Source organism: Bordetella genomosp. 13 (assembly GCF_007679965.1).
In the GTDB taxonomy this organism is placed as follows: domain Bacteria; phylum Pseudomonadota; class Gammaproteobacteria; order Burkholderiales; family Burkholderiaceae_B; genus Bordetella.
The window spans coordinates 214,148-234,715 of sequence record NZ_VEHL01000005.1; the positions used below are offsets into that span (position 1 = coordinate 214,148).

Here is a 20,568-nt window from a genome sequence, read left to right on the forward strand (position 1 = left end):
CCGGCAAGACGGCCTTCGGCAAGGGCTCTTCACGAATCGTGAAGATCGCTCCTCAGGCGGCGTGCAGCTTGGCGCCCGGCCACTCGCCCTTCCTGACCAGGTCGGCAGCCGTCTGCGCCAGCAGCACCCGCACGGCCAGCGCGGCCGGCGACAGCTCGTCGTCGGACAGGCTGGCAAGCAGGTTGGTGCGGGCCAGGGCGCGCTCGCGCACCAGCCGCAGTCCCAGCGATTCGCCGCGCCGCACCGCCGCCGCGCCGGGCTGCAGCGTGGCGCCGTGGCCGGCGCGCACCAGTTCCATCAGCACGGCCAGCCCGTCGATCTCGGCGGCCAGCGTGGGCTCGATGCGCAGACGCGTGAAGGCATGGTTCAGCAGCGCGCGCAGGCCGTGACTGGCGCCGGGCAGCAGCAGCGGCAGGCGCGCCACGTCGCGCAGCCGCACCGGCCCGGGCGGCGGCATGCCGGGCAGGTCTTCGCGCGCGATCAGGAAGATGCGCTCGTCGATCAGGGGCTGGATGCTCCAGCGCCGCGCGGTCTCGGTCTGGAACACGATGGCCAGGTCGAGCTGCCGCGCGTTCAGCATGGTGGTGAGAAAGCCCGACAGGCTTTCCACCAGCCGCACCCGCACGTCGGGATAGCGTTCGCGCATGGCCTGCATGAAGGGCACCGCCAGCACCGAGGCCGTGGTGGGCGCCATGCCCACGCTGACGTGGCCGCTCAGGCGCGACGAGCGCGCCGCCTCGGCGGCGTTGTCGGCATGGCGCAACGCCAGCTGCGCCTGGCGCAGGAAGGCCACGCCGGCGTCGGTCAGCGACACGCCGGTGGCCGCGCGGGTCAGCAGCCGGGTCGACAGTTCGCCTTCCAGGCGGCTGATCTGCTGGCTGAGCGCGGACGTGACCACGCCCAGCTCGGTGGCGGCGCGGCCCATGCTGCCGCATTCGGCGACCTTGGCGAAATAGCGTAGCTGGCGGAGTTCCACTCGGGGATGTCTTTTTCTGAAGTCGGCGCGGCCATCATAGCGCCGCGCGCCGGGTTGCCTCGTCGTGCGGGCTTGCCCCGCGCGGGGCTGCCCCGCGCCGGGATGCCCCGCGCCGCGTCTTCCACACGCCCCGTACGTTTGTCACTCCCAGGAACAGTTGCAGCACCACCAGCGCATAGGCGGCCGCATGCAGGCCCCACGCGATCCACAGCACGTTGCTGGCGATGAAGGTCCAGAAGCCCACGTGGCGGCGGCGGTCGTTCTGCGAGGCCACGAGGTACGCGGCCGCGATGGTCACCACCATCGCCACCCATTGCACGATATCCAGCATGTCCTGCATTGTCGATTGCGCTCCGAGGTTGCGCGGCGTGGCACGGCGCACCGCCGCCGTGCGATGCGGCGCGCCGCCCATGGCCGCATGGCCTCTTAGCAAGAGTAGTGCCTGAAGGGCTGCGTAGGATGGGACAGGTGGTCGCCTGAAGGATCCGGCGCGTTCCGCCGCGCGAGCGGCGGGCGAGAGGGCTGGCGGCTCGGCGGCCCCGCGTCCTAGAACTGCGGCAGCGAGGCCGGATCGTGGCGGCGCAGCTGCTTCTTGGCGTCCTCGAAGCCCGGCAGGATGTTGCCGACCTCGGCCCAGAAGTCGTCGCTGTGGTTCATCTCGCGCAGGTGCGCCAGCTCGTGCGCGATGACGTAGTCGATGATGGCCGGCGCGAAGTGGATCAGGCGCCAGTTCAGCATGATCCTGCCGTCGCTGGTGCACGAGCCCCAGCGGGTGGCCGCGGACGACAGGCGCCAGCGGCTGATGGTCAGGCCAGTGGCCTGCAGGAAGTGGCCCAGCCGCACGCCGAACCAGTCGCCCGCGCGTTGCTGCAGCCAGGCTTGCGCGGCGTCGCGCACGCGGGTCTGGTCGGCGTCGGCCGGCAGCGGCAGCCACAGCACTGCGCCGTCCTGCGGCGCGGCGGGGTCGCCGTCCAGGCTGGCCTGGCGCCGGTCGGACGCCAGCCGCAGCACGATGCGCTTGCCCAGGTATGGCAGCTCGCCGCCGTGCTGCCAGCGCGTGTGGGCCATGGCCAACTGCTGCCTGCGCGCGTGCCAGTCACGCAGCTTGGACAGGATCCAGCGCGCCTTCTCGCGCACCGCGTCGTCCACCTGCGCCAGCGTGACCCAGTTGGGCGCGGTCACGCGCAGGCCGTCGTCGGCGATCACGAAGCCGATGGTGCGGCGCCGCGAGCGCAGCAGCACGAAGCCGATGAGCTGCTGCGGCGTGGCGACTTCGCGCCAGCGTGCGCCGTCCGGCAGGGGATCGGGGCGCGGCGTGGGCACCAGCGTGGCGGTGACGGGGGCGGTGGGAGGCGGGGCCATGAGGCCTGGCGCGTGCCGCTGGGCAGGCGTCGGCGGAAACGTGACGGACATGGCGACTGGCGGCGCTCCGTCGTCGGCCTTGGGCTCGGGGGTGGGCCCAAAGTCGAACGACAGTTCGAGCTGGTCAGTCTTTGCCATATCTCTCGGGGTTCAGGACGCGCATCTCCGCTTCGATCCAGGCTTGCACCCTGGTGTTGAGCTGTTCCACGGAGAGGCCCTTCGATTCTATCGCGGGTCCGATGGACACCGTGATCAGGCCCGGCCGCTTGATGAACGCATTGCGGCGCCAGCATTCGCCGGCATTCAGGGCGATGGGGATGACCGGCGCCCCGGTGACGGTGGCCAGCCGCGCGCCGCCCGTCTTGAAGCGGCCCGCCTGGCCCGGCGGCACGCGCGTGCCTTCGGGGAACAGCAGCGGCCAGCGGCCTTCGTCCAGGCGCACCTGGCCAAGCCGCGCCACCTCGTCGAAGGCATCGCGGCCGCGCGAGCGGTCGATGGGGATCATGCGCAGCAGCGCCAGGCCCCAGCCGAAGAACGGCACCCGGTGCAGTTCCTTCTTGTAGACGAAGCACACTTCGCGCGGCATGTGCGCGGGAAAGAACAGCGTCTCCCAGGCGGACTGGTGCTTGGACAGCAGGATGGCCGGGCCGTCGGGCAGGTTGTGCGCGCCCTTGACCTGCCAGCGCAGGCCGCAGATGACGCGCGCGCCCCAGATGGCCAGGCGCGGCCAGCCGACGGTAAGGCGGTAGCGCGCGTGCAGCGGCAGCGGCGCCCACAGGATGCACGCGAAGGCGTAGGGAATGACCGTGACCGCCAGGAACAGGGCGTAGAGGAAGGAGCGGAGCCAGGCCATGTCAGCGGACCGGGTACGTGAAGGAGAAAAGCATCGTCAGGCGTCTTTGAGCAGCATGTCGGCGAACGCGGCCAGGTCCTCGCACACCTGCGTGCCCGGCGGCAGCTCGCCCTTGTCCTGCGTCTTGCGGCCGTTGCCGGTCAGCGCCAGCCAGGGCGCGCAGCCGGCGGCCGAGGCTGCCTGCAGGTCGCGCAGCGAGTCGCCCAGCGCGGGCACGCCCGTCAGGTCGACGTCGTAGCGGCGCGCGATGTCGAAATACATGCCGGGCAGCGGCTTGCGGCACGAGCAGCCTTCGCTGGGGCCGTGCGGGCACAGGAAGATGGCGTCGACCACGCCGCCGGCCTGCGCCACTTCGTGGTGCAGCTTGGCGTGGATGGCGTTCAGCGCTTCCATGTCGAACAGGCCGCGCGCCAGGCCGGACTGGTTGGTGGCGACCACCACCGTCCAGTCGGCCTGCGTCAGCCGGGCGATGGCGTGCATGCTGCCCGGCAGCGCGACCCATTCGTCCGGCGTCTTGACGAAGGCATCGCTGTCCTGGTTGATGACGCCGTCGCGATCGAGAATGACGAGTTTCACTGTGCCAGCCTGGAGATGTCTGCCACGCGGTTCATCTGGCTGTGCAACTCGGCAAGCAAGGCCAGGCGATTGGCCCGGATGACGGGATCCTCGGCCATGACCATGACGTCCGCGAAGAAGTTGTCCACGGCCGTGCGCAAGAGTGCCAGCGTGCGCAGATTGGCGGCGAAGTCGCCCTTTTCGTACTCGATCTTGGCGTCATGGCCATGGAGGTTCATCACGGTACCCAGGGCGACTTCAGCGGGCTCGGTCAGCAGGTCTTTATTGACCTGCCCGATCTCGCCCTCGGCCTTCTTCAGCAGATTGCCGATGCGCTTGTTGGCGGCGGCCAGGCTGGCGGCCTCGGGCATGCCCGCGAAGGCGGCCACGGCGCGCACGCGTTCGGCCACCTGGTGCAGGGGCGGCGTCAGGGCGATGACGGCCTCGACGGCATTGCGGTCGGCGTCGGCGATCAACTGGTTGCGATAGCGTTCGTAGATGAACGTGCGCACTTCGCCCAAGGTCTCGGCCGGGATCTTGCCAGCGGGGAAGGCGCCCGCGGCCATCGCCAGCAGGCCGTCCAAGGACAGCGGACCGTCGGCATCGATCTTCAGCCAGCCGCCCGCGGCCAGCTGCTCGAAGGCGCTGATCAGGCCCAGCGCCGCGCGGCGCAGGCCGAAGGGATCGCGCTCGCCCGTGGGCGCCAGGCCGATGGCCCAGATGCCCATCAGCGTCTCGGCGCGCTCGGCGATGAACAGCACGGCGGCGGTCAGGGTCTCGCGCGTGACCGGCGCGTCGCAGCGGTTGCGATACTGGACGCGCAGCGCCTCGACCACGTCGGCGGGCTCGCCGTCGCCAGCCGCGTAATAGGCGCCCATGATGCCCTGCAGCTCGGGGAACTCGCCCACCATGTTGGTGCCCAGGTCGGCCTTGGCCAGCTGGGCGGCGCGGTCCGCGGAGGCCGCGTCGGCGCCCAGCGCCTGCGCCACGCCGCGCGCGATGGCGCGCACGCGCTCCACGCGCTCGAGCTGGGTGCCCAGCTTGTTGTGATAGACGATGTTGCCCAGTTGCTGAACGCGCGCGGCCAGCGGTGTCTTGCGGTCGGTCTGGAAGAAGAACTGCGCGTCGGCCAGGCGCGGACGCACCACGCGCTGGTTGCCTTCGACGATGTTGACCGGGTCGGCCACGTCCATGTTGCTGACGATGAGGAAGCGGTGCGTGAGCTTGCCCGAGGCCGGGTCGAACAGCGGGAAGTACTTCTGGTTCAGGCGCATCGTCAGGATCAGGCACTCCTGCGGCACCTGCAGGAACTGTTCCTCGAACTCGCCCACGTACACAGTGGGGTGCTCGACCAGCGCGGTGACTTCGTCCAGCAAGGCGGCCACTTCGGGATCGTCGCCCAGCGTGGCGCCCAGGCGGGCGGCGTGCTGGTTCAGCTGGCGCGAGATCTCGTCGCGGCGGCCCTCGAACGAGGCGATCACGCGGCCGCGCGTGGCCAACGTGTCCACGTAGGAATCGGCATCGGCGACGTCCACGGCGCCCGAGCTCATGAAGCGGTGGCCCATGGTGTAGCGGCCGGCCGTCAGGCCCAGCGCGCGCACGGGCACGACGTCGCCGCCGTGCAGCGCGATCAGGCCGTGCGCGGGCCGCACGAACTTCACGCTGGTGACGCCGTCATCCAGCTGGTAGCGCATCACCTTGGGGATGGGCAGGCCGTCGATGGCCGTTTCCAGGGCTTCCTGCAGGCCTTGGACCAGCGCCAGGCCGGGCGCGGTGCCGCGCGCGACCAGGTAGTCCTGCTTGCCGTCGGACTCGCGTTCCAGCGTGGCCGGGTCGATGTTCTCCAGGCCCTTGGCGGCCAGCTTCTTCAGCAGCGCGGGCGTGGCGCTGCCGTCGGCGGCCAGGCCCACCTTCACGGGCATCAGCTTCTCGGCATAGGCCTGGTCGGGCGCCTGCGACAGCACGGCCGACAGGCGCACCGCCAGGCGGCGCGGCGTGGCGTAGGGCTGGACCTGGCTGCCGTCGGCCAGCAGGCCGTGTCTGGCCAGGGTGGCGCGGATGCCTTCGGCAAAGGCCTGGCCCAGCTTCTGCAGGGCCTTGGGCGGCAGTTCTTCGGTCAGCAGTTCGACCAGCAGGGGGCGGACGGTGATGGTCATTTACGCACCCTCCACCGGCGAACGCTTCAGCATCGGGAAACCCAGGCGCTCGCGCGAATCGTAATAGGCCTGCGCGACGCTGCGCGACAGGTTGCGGATGCGGCCGATGTAGGCCGCGCGCTCGGTGACGCTGATGGCGCCGCGCGCATCCAGCATGTTGAACGTATGGGCGGCCTTCAGCGCGGCCTCGTAGGCGGGCAGCGCCAGCGGCACGTCCATCAGGCGTTTTGCCTCGGCCTCGTAGTCGTTGAAATGGGCGAACAGCATGTCGGCCGAAGAATGCTCGAAGTTGTAGGTGGACTGCTCGACTTCGTTCTGGTGGAAGACGTCACGGTACAGCACGCGGTTGCCGCCGGCGCCTTCGGTCCAGACCAGGTCGTAGACGCTCTTGACGTCCTGCAGGTACATGGCCAGGCGTTCCAGGCCGTAGGTGATCTCGCCGGTGGTCGGCGTGCAATCCAGGCCGCCCACCTGCTGGAAATAGGTGAACTGGGTGACTTCCATGCCGTTGAGCCAGACCTCCCAGCCCAGGCCCCAGGCGCCCAGCGTGGGGTTCTCCCAGTCGTCCTCGACGAAGCGGATGTCGTGCTGGCCCGGGTCGATGCCCAGCGCCTTCAGCGAGCCGATGTACAGCTCGAGGATTTCCGGCGGCGCGGGCTTCAGCACCACCTGGTACTGGTAGTAGTGCTGCAGGCGGTTGGGGTTCTCGCCGTAGCGGCCGTCCTTGGGACGGCGCGAGGGCTGCACGTAGGCGGCGCGCCAGGGCTCGGGTCCGATCGCGCGCAGGAACGTGGCGGTGTGCGACGTACCAGCGCCGACTTCCATGTCGTAGGGCTGCAGCAGGGCGCAGCCTTGCTTGTCCCAGTAGTCCTGGAGCGTAAGGATGATTTGCTGAAAGGTGAGCATAGGGGCTTCTAGGCGGCCGCCCGGCGGCCGGACGCGCGGGGGCGGCCGGGCCTGGGCATGGGAAACCGGGCATTTTAACTGGGTGTGGGGGAATTGTTTGCGATGGGTGGGCTAGGGATTATGTCCAGCATCGATGCCGGTGGCGTGTCGGCGTTGTCTCAGCGCATGCGGAACAGTCTATTGTGCAGGCTAGCGGCCAATTCCGCGAGCTGGGACTATTTCCGCATATGCGGAGCAATCCAGGCGGACAAACTGGGCGCGACGCGCTTCCATGGTTTATCTCCGCGCATGCGGAGGAACCGCTCCGGTGCCGGCGTTGGAAGCCTGGGCACGGGGTCTATCTCCGCGCATGCGGAGGAACCGGCATACAGGCCGATTTCATCCGGTCCCGATAGGGTCTATCTCCGCGCATGCGGAGGAACCGTTGTCCATCGGCTTCCCCTATGCCATGTCGTGGGTCTATCTCCGCGCATGCGGAGGAACCTCCTGGTAAGTCGGCGCGGGCGTGGTGGTCTTGGGTCTATCTCCGCGCATGCGGAGGAACCGGCGTGCGGATGGGGCGCGGCTTGTAGGCCTTGGGTCTATCTCCGCGCATGCGGAGGAACCTCTCGGACGGCGTCGCGCCGCCCACGCTGGGCGGGTCTATCTCCGCGCATGCGGAGAAACCCCGGGTATTCGAATGCCCGAGACAGCCGTGCCGGGTCTATCTCCGCGCATGCGGAGGAACCTGCTCGGCCGCCAGGCACATCCCGTACAGGCGGGGTCTATCTCCGCGCATGCGGAGGAACCAGCCGATCATCGGTGACGACTTCGCGTTGCAGGGGTCTATCTCCGCGCATGCGGAGGAACCAGGGCCATGGTGGCCGCGCCGGCAATCTTCAGGGGTCTATCTCCGCGCATGCGGAGGAACCGAGCCGTTCTTTTCTGGCGACGACATCGGCCGGGGTCTATCTCCGCGCATGCGGAGGAACCTCCTGCTCTGTACGGACGGTCGAAACCTGCCAGGGTCTATCTCCGCGCATGCGGAGGAACCGGTGATTCATTGTTCACGGTCTTCTCCAGTAGGGGTCTATCTCCGCGCACGCGGAGGAACCCTGCAGCAGATCTACGAGAAGCGCAAGAAGGACGGTCTATCTCCGCGCACGCGGAGGAACCGCGCGCCCCCAACCCTCCGGAAATTCCGGACAGGGTCTATCTCCGCCGGCGACTCGCAGCTATGGGGTCTATCTCCGCGCATGCGGAGGAACCCACATGACAGGCGGGTAGCGCTTCATGTCGGGGGGTCTATCTCCGCGCATGCGGAGGAACCGTGGACGGCACCAGTCACGCCAAGGGCGTCACGGGTCTATCTCCGCGCATGCGGAGGAACCTGCTTCCAGATACGGCCTGCGGACCAAAAGCCGGGTCTATCTCCGCGCATGCGGAGGAACCGACTGGCCTACAGGAAAGCGCCCAACTTTTCAGGGTCTATCTCCGCGCATGCGGAGGAACCAAAAGGCAGCACCCAACATGAGCACGGAAGAAGGGTCTATCTCCGCGCATGCGGAGGAACCGGATTGAGTCTCGCCAGCCGCTATAGTCATTCGGGTCTATCTCCGCGCATGCGGAGGAACCACCTTCTGATCGTGCGGAGTCGTCACAACCGAGGGTCTATCTCCGCGCATGCGGAGGAACCCGAGGATGGATGGGCACATGCCTGGGGTCGTCGGGTCTATCTCCGCGCATGCGGAGGAACCTCAGACCGGACATACATTCCCCGGGGTGGGCAGGGTCTATCTCCGCGCATGCGGAGGAACCGCGCCGCGCAGGTCGCGCTCATGCTGCGCCAGGGGTCTATCTCCGCGCATGCGGAGGAACCTCGCGCCCCCGACGCCGGTGGCGATCGAGCCGGGGTCTATCTCCGCGCATGCGGAGGAACCCCCTGGTCGATCTGCCAGGTGCCCGCGCCCACGGGTCTATCTCCGCGCATGCGGAGGAACCTGGTTGGCCAGGTCAAGAGCCAGGATCCTGACGGGTCTATCTCCGCGCATGCGGAGGAACCACCCGGGCCGTCGAAACGTCGCATAAACAGTAGGGTCTATCTCCGCGCATGCGGAGGAACCACCCGGGCCGTCGAAACGTCGCATAAACAGTAGGGTCTATCTCCGCGCATGCGGAGGAACCCCGCCGCCGCCAGCGAACAGGTCGACGATGAGGGTCTATCTCCGCGCATGCGGAGGAACCCGCGCGCCGGCTTGCGTACCGGAGCCTTCCTCGGGTCTATCTCCGCGCATGCGGAGGAACCGGTCCGTCGTCGCCCTGGAAGACGGAGCCGATGGGTCTATCTCCGCGCATGCGGAGGAACCAAATGATGAAGCCGACTGCACCGAACCGCTGAGGGTCTATCTCCGCGCATGCGGAGGAACCCCACTCTGCGTAGCCGGCGGACCGGCGGATAGGGGTCTATCTCCGCGCATGCGGAGGAACCTCGGCGACGACCCTGCAGCATATCGCGAGCGCGGGTCTATCTCCGCGCATGCGGAGGAACCCATCGCTGGGCTCGGCGGGTGCCGGCTCCTGCGGGTCTATCTCCGCGCATGCGGAGGAACCTCCTCGGCGACCGCTGGGCCCGGCGCGACGCGGGGTCTATCTCCGCGCATGCGGAGGAACCATGACCATCCGCGAGATGACCGAAATGATCGAGGGTCTATCTCCGCGCATGCGGAGGAACCGACAAATGGCCCGGCGTGGCGCCGGCCTTCCTGGGTCTATCTCCGCGCATGCGGAGGAACCCCTTTCCGATGCCGACTCGAAGCGGGCGCCTAGGGTCTATCTCCGCGCATGCGGAGGAACCTTGTCCCAACTATTTTGTAACGGCGAAGCGTGGGGTCTATCTCCGCGCATGCGGAGGAACCGTGCTGGTCGGTCGTCGCCACGTACAGCCAAGGGGTCTATCTCCGCGCATGCGGAGGAACCTGAAATTCTTTTTCTTGTCCGTCTTTTTTAGTGGGTCTATCTCCGCGCATGCGGAGGAACCTGATACGGGTGTAGTGGGCGTGCAATGTAGCCGGGTCTATCTCCGCGCATGCGGAGGAACCGCTGCCGGGGTGGCGGCAGGCTGGGCGCGCCGGGGTCTATCTCCGCGCATGCGGAGGAACCTACCCCATGCCGCCCTTCGGGCAGCCGATGCAGGGTCTATCTCCGCGCATGCGGAGGAACCCCGGTCGAGGGCCAGCCTCGCACGGCCACCGAGGGTCTATCTCCGCGCATGAGGAGGAACCGCCCAATGATCGATCCCGAACTCTACAAGCAGGGTCTATCTCCGCGCATGCGGAGGAACCGCAGAGAAGGCTGTCGATGCATGGCGCGCCAAGGTCTATCTCCGCGCATGCGGAGGAACCTTCTTCGTGCGCCTGCTTGAGCGATGCGACCTGGGTCTATCTCCGCGCATGCGGAGGAACCTCGGATCGAGGCCAGGCACGAGGATCTCCAGCGGGTCTATCTCCGCGCATGCGGAGGAACCTCAGCGCGCTGATCAACGAGGGATGCCCGGACGGGTCTATCTCCGCGCATGCGGAGGAACCTCCAGAACAGGCAGAACTCGCGTGGCCACGACGGGTCTATCTCCGCGCATGCGGAGGAACCAGAGGAACTGGAAAAATGCGCGCCGGATTGACGGTCTATCTCCGCGCATGCGGAGGAACCAGGGCTTCGGGCGCGGCGATCGCTTCCGCGAGGGTCTATCTCCGCGCATGCGGAGGAACCAGAGCCACTGAGCCGACAGAGCCGCGCGATCAGGGTCTATCTCCGCGCATGCGGAGGAACCTTGCCAAGGTGTTGAGCGACCTCGTCGGCGCTGGGTCTATCTCCGCGCATGCGGAGGAACCTGCAAAAGGCTCATATTTCACTTGTGCTGCGCGGGTCTATCTCCGCGCATGCGGAGGAACCTGGAGCCATTTGGCGGCCTGCCCGGGGCCATGGGGTCTATCTCCGCGCATGCGGAGGAACCTCGCAGACCGGCGTGAACGACGCTGCTTTCGTGGGTCTATCTCCGCGCATGCGGAGGAACCAGATCACGCGCACGCGCAGCTGCACCCAGGACGGGTCTATCTCCGCGCATGCGGAGGAACCCACCAGGCGCTGATCGCGATCGTCGATGGTCAGGGTCTATCTCCGCGCATGCGGAGGAACCGAACTCCCGGAACTGCTGGGCCATGATCGCGCGGGTCTATCTCCGCGCATGCGGAGGAACCGGTATCCAGCAGCTTGCCCATGGGGCCGGATAGGGTCTATCTCCGCGCATGCGGAGGAACCGAAGCGATCACGGGCGAGAAAGCATTTCGAACGGGTCTATCTCCGCGCATGCGGAGGAACCTGCAAAATCACACGGAAGGCGACGTATCGACCGGGTCTATCTCCGCGCATGCGGAGGAACCTCTCCCATCCAAATCCTTGATGGGAAAAGAAAAACTGCGATTCTCATCTCTTTTTTCCAGCTCGTCCAGTTGCAACGGTTTAGCTATGAAAAAATTTTTCTGATAGTTTTATCATTGCTTGGTGTTGGAAAGACTTCCATACAAGCACACCAAATAGTCTGGTATGCAAAAAATGTCCAGATGTCTCCAAAACCGCCGCTCACTCGCCCGCCGTCTGAACGAGGCGACGTGGATTGACCACGATGGGATATACATTCACCTCATCTCCGCGTATGCGGAGGAAACTTTTACAGGTCAGTTCAACTGACATCCTTAGAGGTCTATCTCCGCGGCCGCGGAGAATTGATTCCCCCATTCCATCATTGAGGAAAGGCGGGTTTTGCATTCAAACGAATTTTTAAAGATCACCCAATCACCCGGACTTCCGTGTGATCCACATCCCGTCGATCTCAAGCAGCTTCTTGGGCGGCGTTCCAAGATGAGAAAGACCGACACCACCCGTGGCGTTATTGTCTCGCCAGATCATGACCACGCTGCCTTGATCCAGCGCTTCATGCCATTCCTGAAGAACCTTCCAGATTCGCTCGCGAACGCCTTTGCTCATATGGGGCGATATATATGTCGCCGGGGCTGCCTCAAGCATGGTGGAGGAAAGAAATCCCCGGAATCTGTCAGGTACATCACGAGTCACTATCACTACCAGCGGCATCGCCTACCTCGTCCATTCGAAGAACCTGCTTGACGCGATCTATCATCGAAGGAATGACGCTCTCTTTGCGGAATACGCGCGAGGCCTCGCGCCGGACCAACCTGTCAATGGTCTCGCTGCTTTTCTCTGCCTGCTTCACGCAGGAAAAAGCAATGGAAAGCGTGATCTGGTCACGGAACAGGTCTGCAATATCCAGAACGAAAGACTGGCCGGAATCCTCGTGGATGAATCCCAGTTGCGGAATCGCGCCGACGGCTTGAACAGCAATGGCCGCGGCGCCCTGCACAGCCGTCGCCGCATGATTGATCGCTTGATTAGGTAGATCCTCCGAGCCGGGGTTGTTTCGGTCGAATCGCCGCCCCTGCCAGTCGATCCCATACTTATCGGCCATCAGTCGATAGATCGTCTTGACGCGGCTGCCTTCGATGCCACGCAGCGTATCCAAGTCGCGATGCGGCAAGATTTCTCCCAGGCGCAGCGCATACATATGGCGAGCCACGCTGATGCGCCGCCTGGGACTGCCCCACAATTCGGCCTGGCGCCTTGCCACATCGCTTCTGTCCGGCATCAATGGCGGCGCCGTGTAGCTACGCACTCCATCCACGCCAACAGCCGCCAGCAAGGTGCCATGGCGAGCCAGCAGCCGCAGCGCATCGTGCGTGACGCTGCTGCCAGGCCCCAATAAGATCATCGAGACGGTCTGGTGAGGAATCTGGTCCGAGCTGGGCGTCAGACTGTTCTTGCCCTGGAGAAAATGCAGGCAGCCATCGATCACGCAAAGCTCGCCGCGGTCCAGCCAGATCAGTCCATGGCGATCGGCATGAGGGATGCGGGCGCTCTCCAGCCCCAGGCGCCCCTTCAGCATGCCGAGCGCCCAGCCTGGGCGGGTTTCAGCAGAAGCATGCCAAAGCCAAAAGCGCGATGCCTGCCGATTCCGCGCGTCACTTTCTGGGCAAACTGTTCGCCATTCTCGACTGTCAGATGACCCGCAAACACGGCCTCGGGACCATTCACAATGTGCGAAGGCCGAGCGCTGTCGCCTTTCGCTGCATGGCGACGCAATACGGCGGATAGCTTAAATTGCGTCATCGTCGCGTCGGTGATTCGCGCGGCGCCTTCGAATTGGCGTCGAAGCCAGTCCTGATACGTCGTCGCACGGTCCACTCCCGCGTCCGGATGCTTATCCACCTCGGCCAGGAAAACATCTCTTTCGCCACCTCGCACAGCGCGTTGGACAGGTCTTACCCTGACTTCGAAGCTCAATATCTGTCCCGCCCGCCAAGAGCCGGGAAAAGGCCTGATCAGCAGGCCGGGAGTCCTTGGCGTCGCCGTCAGTCCAAGCATGTCCGATACTTCGGGGGTGGCAAGGCTGGCGTTTTCCTGCATCGCCTGGGGCGAGTGCTGGGTGTAGGCCAATAGTCCGTGAGACGAGCGATAGCTGTACGGCTTGGGTGCAAGGTCGCCGAACGCTTCGCTCAAGGCGCCGTGAAACGCATAGCCCAGATCGCCACCACCGCGCGAGGCGAGGAGTCCGCGACGTTCCGCCCAGGGAAGCAGCCGGCGCAGATCGGGTTGAAATTGCATCAGATAGAGCGACGTCGTCACAAGGGTGCTCCTTGGCTGCCAGGGGTGGCGCGAAGCGTACCTTCGCGCACGGGACGCATCCCGCCATGCACACCGGCGGTCCAATTGCGCTCGTCCGTGATCATCATCAGGCGGTCATGGGGGAGGCGGCCTTCGCCATCGGGCCACTGCACGCGATCATCCGGCGTCCCGTCGGCAGCAGCCAAAGCTTGCAATATCGTGGCCGCCTCGCTCCATCCCGCCATGATCCGGTGCGTGGGAAGGCAGGTTTTCCGGCCAAAGAAAAGCGGGCGGGCAGGGGTGTCCAGCGCTGCCGCCAGATCCTCCAGGCGTGGCCACTGGTCGGCAGGTTCCAGCCGCAATGCGACCAGCATGTCCAGATCGGCATGATAGTCACGGTAGCGCAGGTGCCGCCCTTCATAAGTGTTCGCGCCGCCCGCCCGACCTTCGGCAGCGCCGCGCGTGGTCCAGCCCGCGTCATTGGCGCCGAGCTCGGCGGTCTGGAAGTCGGTCAGGCGTTGGCCTGGACGCAGAATCCGGGAACCGATCAGCAAGCGCTGCTGAAGGCGATTGTGATGCTCGTCTTGCGACCCATCCCATCCCAGCGCATTGGCCAATAGGCCAGTCACCATCGACAACGCGGGAAAGTCGCGTATCACGCCAAGGTTGTCGATGGCCTCGCCGCCGAAGGCGATCAGGGGCGCGCGCAAGCGCATCAGTAGATGGCGCGCCATCCTCAGGCTCCTTCGACGACGCGTGCCTGGATCCACTGAGCCATTGCGGGCAAGGCCAGCCGTTCCGCGCTGGGAACCCGCACATCGTCCAAGCTCAGGAAGCGCCGCTGGCCCACGGCGCCGTAGGCTGCGTCGGTCATCTGCAATTCTTGCGAGAGCCGGGCGACGGCTTGCTGGCGAATGTGCGTTTGTTCCAGAGACAAGGCATCGTGATAGGCGCCCGCCAGGCTGCGCGGCTGTTGGTCGCCTGCTTCGACCAGCATGAACTTGGCCCATTCGAAAGGCGCCGTCGATCCCTTCTTGGCGCCCGGACTGACGGTGGCCATCAGATGCAGCAGGTTGTGAATGACCTGGCCCGCCAACTCCCGATATTGCTTGTCGACGGAAAAGCAGTCCTTGATGTCGATCCCTTCGAGGTTTGCCACCAATTGCGGTACGTCGACCACGACATAGCCGTAGTACAGGCCGGACGTTAGTTCCGTGTCGAAGATGCCGGCGGAACCCTGTTCGCCTTCTTCTCGAAGCAGATCGTCCACGACTGTAAAGTAATCGTTCTCGACTTGGGCCTCATGCACGGTAAAGGCGTGCGCCACGTAGATCGATGCGTCTCGCCGGGCCAGCACGTCCGACGTGACCATTCTGCCGAACAATGCGGATTCCAGGCCGCTGCCCAGTTTCATGGCTTGAATGTTGTTCTTTTCCTTTTTCAGCGTTTCGGCGATTTCCGTACGCAATGCCTTCTCGTCGGGATGCTGTTGCGCCAATTCCGTGCACTTGGCGACCAGGTAGTCCATCTCCGCCTTGCCCAGCAGCACCGCCTGTCCGGTCGATAGGGCTTCCTTGCCTTTCTGGTTTTTTCCCGCCTTGTCGAGCAAGCCCGCATTTCTGAGTGCCTCGATGGCAGCCTGGGCCAGTGGCTCTGCGATCTCCTGCTCGAGCAGGCGCTTGCGGATCTCGCCCAGCAGTTCGCGCGAACGAATGGCCATCGGCACGCCGATTCCTGATAGCGCATGCGTGCCCTCCGCGGTGCGCCAGTGGCGCTTCTGGCATTGAGATGAAATGCGCGTGCGCACGGCATTGCCATAGGGCAGGCGCTTCGCCAGGCCGGCATCGTCCCGGTTGAGCAGGGCGGCGGGATAGTTGTGCAGCGTGTGGATCTGGACGAAGCGAGGATGAGCGGACATGGTCTTTCCTGAAGTCGAGTTTTTGGGATAAGGGTCAGGCGCGCTTTGCGGATCTTGCTACGGTGCTGTAGTAGTCGCCGGCGATACGTCGCCGGCTGGAGTCATGGGTCATGCGACTGTCTTGGCTGTCCGCATCGCTGGCGCCGATCAAGGGGCCGAGTTCGTGCCAGTTGGGCTGCACGGACTTGCTGGCCAGTAGCCGCAGCACGCGCGGCAGCAACTGGAACAGCGCCTCGCCTCGGGCGACCAGCAGGCGGGTGACGCGCGATTCGGCAAGTTCGGCTTCGGCCAATTGCGTACCCAGTCGCCCTTCCTTGTGCCCCGCGAGCGCCATGCCGTGCGCGATATAGGACCAGCGACGCCAGGTCTCCGGCCGCCAGTTCCCCCCGGGATTCAAGCCTGCTGCGATAAGCGCGCGCGTCAGCGCGGCGAGTTGGTGCGGCCTGGGCGCGTCAGGGTCCAGGCGAGCCAATGCGGCGTACTCGCCACGGTTGTGCGGTCCCGCCTTCATTTGCGCGACATGGCGTGCCAGCGATCTGATGGGGTCGAAGGGCTCTTCGCCCATCGTGCGCGCCTGTTCCATCGTATGGTGATCAGCCTGAGGCTCAGGCAGGTTCATTGCGGTACTCCTTCTCGGAGATCGTCTTTCTTCTGGTTGAGGGCGGTTGCCATGGGTTCGAAGTTTTTCTCGCTGCGCAGCATTCCGTTCAGCTTGGCCAGCGCGTTGGCCTGGGCGCGGTAGCGCAGCATGCCGCTGCGTGGCCCGGCGTCGAATGCGGCAAGCAGCAGGGTTTCCGCGCGCAGGGCCAAGCCGCGCAGCCAGCGCGATCTTTCCTCGGCAGGCGAGTCGGATTCGATTTCCTCGATGAGATCGGCAAAAAAGCGCGCGTCCTCGTCCGCCTCCAGAAGTCGTGCGTAGCGAGTGGCACGATCCTTGATGGAGTCGGGAGCGTCGCGGTCCCTGCCGGTTTCATCCTTGGCGGCATTCATGAACAGGACGACCAAGGCGGACCACAGGATTCTTCGCACGTCGGAAATGGCTTCTATGCGCTCGTTGGCAACTTTCGCCAACGGGTCCGTATGCTGGATGAGCAACTTGGCCCGCATCGTGGGCGAGATCGGGATGTGCCGTTCGTGATAGCCCTCGGTCTTGCCTTGCCCGCGAGTAATGCCTTGCGCCACGAGCGTCACGCCTTCCGTGCCGTCGTCAGCGCGCAGCTTCTGTGCGGGCGGCTTGCTGTACTTGCCGCCGAACAACAGTTCGGAGGCCAACCGGTAGTCGAATCCCCGACTCGTTATCGTCAGAGCTTTCGCGCCGCTGATATCGATGGGCATCCAGGCGTCGCCCGTCACGCCATTGAGTTCTTTGGCTGCGATGCGGGCGACTTTGCTGCCCGTGGCTTTGGCACGCCAACGGCCCTGCGCGTCCGCTTGCAGGCGCACGCGCCGGCAGATTTCGATGTACCAGGGATCCAGCCGCGACACGCTCAAGCTGGTTTCGCCATCCCAGGGCAGCAGCCAGATCAGGGCGATCCCGTCTTCTTGCGCCAGGCCCAGCGTTTCCGCGGTCTCCCCGCGATGCTCCCGTAGCGCACAGATGTCGCGGCGCCAGCGTTTGCCCAGTCCTCCCGACGGCTGGATGCCGATGCCGCAACGGCTGGCGAATCCGCCATTCATGCGAGAGATACCGTAGTTACCCGCCCCCAGGAAGCCCTCCTGGGTCTGCAGGCTGACCAGCGCATAGCACCAATCCTGTGCTGTGCAGCGGACCATACTGCTTGTCTTCAAGTCGTGATTCTTGGACGTGACCAGCATATCCAGTTCGTCGGCCGCGACGAGTTCATTCTTCCAGCGCGAGACGTCGCCGTCTGGAACTGCGGCTTGCAGGAAGGCCGGACGGTCGGGCGGCGAAGCCAGGCACCATGAGGCTCCGTCGGGATCGTTCGGCGTCAATGCCAACAAAGCGTGCCGCCATGCTTCCGAGTCCTTGAAGGGTTCGTCCTGCGCGGCGCGTAACAGGGCCAGTGCTGCGATATGCACTAGCAGCGCATGCCACGGGTGGCGCTGGTGGAAGCGCAACGCGGGGAAGTCCCGCACCTCATCGCGTGCCAGTGCCACGAACAGTTCAGGCAGGGTCGCGGCAACGGTCGTGCCCGCCGCGACAGTGCGGTACGTCAGGATGCGTTCGTCCAGCAGGTTTCCCATCAGGGCGGGTTGCATCATTGAGTCCTCCTTTCAACGGAAGGCTGGGAAAGTCGTTCCAGACCCATGCGGGCGTATCGGTAGTGGTAGCCGCCGAGGACGAAGGTGAATCCGCCTTCCGGCAGGGCCTGGATGTCTTGCGCGGCCGCGTCCGGGTTCAAATCGGCGGGCAGCAGGTGGAAGCGGATCGGAAGTTGCGCGACCGCGATGCCGAATGGGCCGGGTAAGGCGGGTTCGAATGTCTGCAGGCGGTCGGCAGTGCCCAGGCGGGTCGAGATTCTTTGATCGTCGTCAGGAAAACCGAAATCCTCGTCCGAAAAGTTTTTGTCGAACGGCAGGGCCTGCAACTTCGCGAAGCTGCTTTCCGCCTGGAAAATGCCCTCGATTCTTTGGCCTAGTTCCTCCCACGCTGGACCTAGCTCAAGCGCGATTCTTTTCAGCATCTCGGGATGCGTGGCGTGTTCTACCAGATGCCTGTTGTCTCGAGGGATGGCACAGGACGGGTGGCTGGCGATCAAGCGGCGCGTCGCTTCGATGATGCGCAGGTCGGTATAGATGCCCCCGCCATTTCGAAACAGGCCCAAGCCATGCCTAGGTTGTACGAGGTGTGGCGTCAGGTCGCCATCCTCGGGAGTGAGAATGATGGCTTGGGCTTGCCGGTAAGCCGCCGGGCGCTCGTCGATGTCCCGCGTGTGTCGGTGCAAGCGACCCAGGCGTTGTAGCAAGACGTCCATCGGGCACAAATCGCAGACCAGAAAATCCGCATCGATGTCTAGGCTTTGCTCCAAAGTCTGGCTTCCGACGACGATGATGCCTTGGCTGGAGGGCCGTTGCTTGCCTAATTGGCGTTCGACCGCCGCGTCCAGCCGTGGGCGATCCTCCTTGCTGTATCTGCTGTGGTGGACCGTGCTGACGCCTTCCACGCGAAAGAGCAGCGCTTCCTGGTTCGATGCCTTTACCAGGGCTTCAAGGGCACTCAGCGTGGCAATGGCCGCGGGCACGGTGTTGCGGATGACCAGCACCTTCGCGCCCTGGGCGGCGGCATGGAAGGCCAGCGCTGCGACCGAGTCGGGCTTGTCGATGTCGTCCTGCAATCGCCAATTCACGGTCTTGTGCGACGTAGGAGCGGGCATCGGATGTAAGGCGCTGGCGTCGCTGATGGCGGGATAGGCCAGTGCGCTGGCCTGCTCCAGCGATGGCGTCGTCGCGGCGGGCCGGCGTCCAAGCGCGTTGGCCGCAATGGCTTGATAGCGGTGGCGCGCACTGGCGCCCAGCGTTGCCGAGAGCAGCAGGACATGGCCGCCCGCTCGCAGATGTGCGTCGATCACGCGTGCCAGCACGGCGGACATGTAGGCATCCGAGGCGTGGACCTCGTCGACGACCAACAGGCTGCGGGCCAGCAGGCCGTGCCTCAGATGTGCATGGCGTACTTGCAGCGCCGCGAGCAAAGCCTGGTCTATCGTGCCGACCGCGATCGGCGCCGCCAGGAAACGCTTGGCGGATTCCGCCGCCCAGCGCAAATGGGCTTTTTGATCGTCAGGGTTGTCTGTCCACAGGACTTTGAATTCCGGCAGGCGATGCATGCGCGCGCCGTCTGCGCTTTCGTAGCCTGCCAGGGCGCGCACGACGGTCGGCGCGCACGCTGGCGAGTCCATCCAGAGGCGTTCGGCGAAGTTTTCCGCGCGGCTGCACAGTTGGCTGGCGGCCACCCGGGTCGGTAGCGCGAAGTAGAGCGCGTCCACGATTCCTGCCCGAAACAGGGTGGCATAGCGCCATAATGCCGCCTCGGTCTTTCCACTGCCGGTTTCCGATTCGACGATGAGCAGTGGATCCCAATCCTGCTGCGCCATTTTTTCCTGCATCGGGCGAGGGCTGGGAACGTGGAAGACCTGGCCAAATGCCGGCATGGACTGCAACGCGTCGCGCCATATCGCCATATCCAGTCCGATGCCAGATACGGCTTGCCTTGCCCTCTTTTCGGCGGTCTGGCGGCGGTCTTCGCCCGGTTGCGTATAGGGAAAAAACCGCGTGTCCGACCCTAGCCAATCCGCCAATTGGACCAGCCCCGCGAAAAGGTGCGTGAATCGCGCCGCCGTGGGCAGCGGATCGCCGTCTTTGATGAATGCGCCGGGAAACCAGGCGCGGGCGCGCTGGCCCAGCATGTTCAAGGTGGCTGACGGGGTGTAGACGATGCCCGTGGGTGTGGTGACCGGAGCCCACGTTCTGAGCGCATTACCGAGGGGCGATCTTGTAATGGGCCGACCGTGGTGGCTGATCGCAGCCAGCAGCAAGTCGAATGTTGCCGAGCCCCATTCATCCATCTCATCAGCGGGCAACTGGTTCAGTAGGTCCGCATTTTCGAAAATGAAAAAGGCTTCGCCGGAATGCCCAGTATGCGTGGGCCAACCTTTGGGAATTTCTCCGGTTTTCCAGCGTTTGGCGATGAAGCCGGCACAGGCCTTGCCCACGTCGTGGAAAAAGGCGAGCACTGTCAGGCGGAGGATGTCCGTATCGTTCAGCAAGCGGCCTGCGCAGGCATTCAGTGCGCGGCGCAGTGCGGGAATATGGATTAACACATAGAAAACCATGGCGACGTCGAGCATGTGGTCTTCCAGCGGATGCTCGTTACCTTGGTCGTCGCGCTTGCCCCAGGCCCTGATCCCTATATGGTCCATTGGTACTCCTAGGTATTAATCAAGAAGTTGCCCTTATGTGAGATTTTGCTACAGTTGCTTCGCGATCATACAGATATACGTATGTGGCCAGCCACAATATTTCTGTATCGCTGAGTGGCTGATTCGCGCAAGTATCCAGTGCGTATCTGACCGGCGGTGTATAGGCGAAAAGGTAGAAAATTACTTCTATGCCAAACGAATGGTCTAAGCGATCGCTGTGTTGATCACCTGGTCTGACTTGCCCAGGCTTTTCCGCG

Annotated in this window: 15 protein-coding genes and 1 CRISPR repeat array; all 15 genes read right to left on the reverse strand. The window is 64.8% G+C overall.

The genetic code is table 11. The features are described 5' to 3' along the window. Window positions 1–52: 52 nt before the first annotated feature. On the reverse strand, window positions 53–976 hold the full coding sequence (locus FS845_RS14295; RefSeq protein WP_144636398.1) for a LysR substrate-binding domain-containing protein: 924 nt from the start codon (window positions 974–976) through the stop codon (window positions 53–55). Between the two features lie 34 nt (window positions 977–1,010). Beyond that, window positions 1,011–1,409: a hypothetical protein gene (locus tag FS845_RS14300; RefSeq protein ID WP_144636401.1), complete on the reverse strand. Its 399-nt coding sequence runs from the start codon at window positions 1,407–1,409 to the stop codon at window positions 1,011–1,013. Window positions 1,410–1,522: 113 nt separating this feature from the next. Beyond that, on the reverse strand, window positions 1,523–2,476 hold the full coding sequence (locus FS845_RS14305; protein WP_144636404.1) for a M48 family metallopeptidase: 954 nt from the start codon (window positions 2,474–2,476) through the stop codon (window positions 1,523–1,525). Continuing rightward, a complete protein-coding gene (locus tag FS845_RS14310) occupies window positions 2,463–3,191 on the reverse strand; it encodes a lysophospholipid acyltransferase family protein (RefSeq protein WP_144636408.1) in 729 nt (242 codons plus the stop codon). Before FS845_RS14310 ends, FS845_RS14305 begins: the two co-directional genes overlap by 14 nt. A 36-nt stretch (window positions 3,192–3,227) precedes the next feature. Beyond that, complete coding sequence (gmhB, locus tag FS845_RS14315) at window positions 3,228–3,767, reverse strand: D-glycero-beta-D-manno-heptose 1,7-bisphosphate 7-phosphatase (RefSeq protein ID WP_144636411.1); 540 nt, start codon at window positions 3,765–3,767, stop codon at window positions 3,228–3,230. Then, entirely contained in the window at window positions 3,764–5,902 is a 2,139-nt protein-coding gene (glyS, locus tag FS845_RS14320) for a glycine--tRNA ligase subunit beta (protein WP_144636416.1), read from the reverse strand. The genes gmhB and glyS overlap by 4 nt, the downstream gene beginning before the upstream one ends. Next, window positions 5,903–6,808, reverse strand: coding sequence for a glycine--tRNA ligase subunit alpha (glyQ, locus tag FS845_RS14325; RefSeq protein ID WP_144636419.1), 906 nt, complete (start codon window positions 6,806–6,808; stop codon window positions 5,903–5,905). It lies immediately after the preceding gene. 272 nt (window positions 6,809–7,080) lie between these two features. Continuing rightward, a CRISPR array of direct repeats spans window positions 7,081–11,223; the repeat unit is 29 nt; unit sequence GGGTCTATCTCCGCGCATGCGGAGGAACC. Window positions 11,224–11,635: 412 nt separating this feature from the next. After that, window positions 11,636–11,932, reverse strand: coding sequence for a type I-E CRISPR-associated endoribonuclease Cas2e (cas2e, locus tag FS845_RS14330; protein ID WP_144636422.1), 297 nt, complete (start codon window positions 11,930–11,932; stop codon window positions 11,636–11,638). Then, entirely contained in the window at window positions 11,904–12,797 is an 894-nt protein-coding gene (cas1e, locus tag FS845_RS14335; protein WP_144636425.1) for a type I-E CRISPR-associated endonuclease Cas1e, read from the reverse strand. The genes cas2e and cas1e overlap by 29 nt, the downstream gene beginning before the upstream one ends. Then, a complete protein-coding gene (gene cas6e, locus FS845_RS14340; protein WP_222129994.1) occupies window positions 12,791–13,537 on the reverse strand; it encodes a type I-E CRISPR-associated protein Cas6/Cse3/CasE in 747 nt (248 codons plus the stop codon). The genes cas1e and cas6e overlap by 7 nt, the downstream gene beginning before the upstream one ends. Next, window positions 13,534–14,250: a type I-E CRISPR-associated protein Cas5/CasD gene (gene cas5e / locus FS845_RS14345; RefSeq protein ID WP_144636428.1), complete on the reverse strand. Its 717-nt coding sequence runs from the start codon at window positions 14,248–14,250 to the stop codon at window positions 13,534–13,536. Before cas5e ends, cas6e begins: the two co-directional genes overlap by 4 nt. Before the next feature lie 2 nt (window positions 14,251–14,252). Beyond that, complete coding sequence (gene cas7e, locus FS845_RS14350; protein WP_144636431.1) at window positions 14,253–15,434, reverse strand: type I-E CRISPR-associated protein Cas7/Cse4/CasC; 1,182 nt, start codon at window positions 15,432–15,434, stop codon at window positions 14,253–14,255. A gap of 34 nt (window positions 15,435–15,468) precedes the next feature. Then, window positions 15,469–16,053: a type I-E CRISPR-associated protein Cse2/CasB gene (locus FS845_RS14355; RefSeq protein WP_144636433.1), complete on the reverse strand. Its 585-nt coding sequence runs from the start codon at window positions 16,051–16,053 to the stop codon at window positions 15,469–15,471. Next, window positions 16,050–17,657, reverse strand: coding sequence for a type I-E CRISPR-associated protein Cse1/CasA (locus tag FS845_RS14360; RefSeq protein WP_144636435.1), 1,608 nt, complete (start codon window positions 17,655–17,657; stop codon window positions 16,050–16,052). The genes FS845_RS14355 and FS845_RS14360 overlap by 4 nt, the downstream gene beginning before the upstream one ends. Continuing rightward, window positions 17,654–20,311: a CRISPR-associated helicase Cas3' gene (cas3, locus tag FS845_RS14365; RefSeq protein WP_144636437.1), complete on the reverse strand. Its 2,658-nt coding sequence runs from the start codon at window positions 20,309–20,311 to the stop codon at window positions 17,654–17,656. The genes FS845_RS14360 and cas3 overlap by 4 nt, the downstream gene beginning before the upstream one ends. Between the last annotated feature and the right edge of the window lie 257 nt (window positions 20,312–20,568).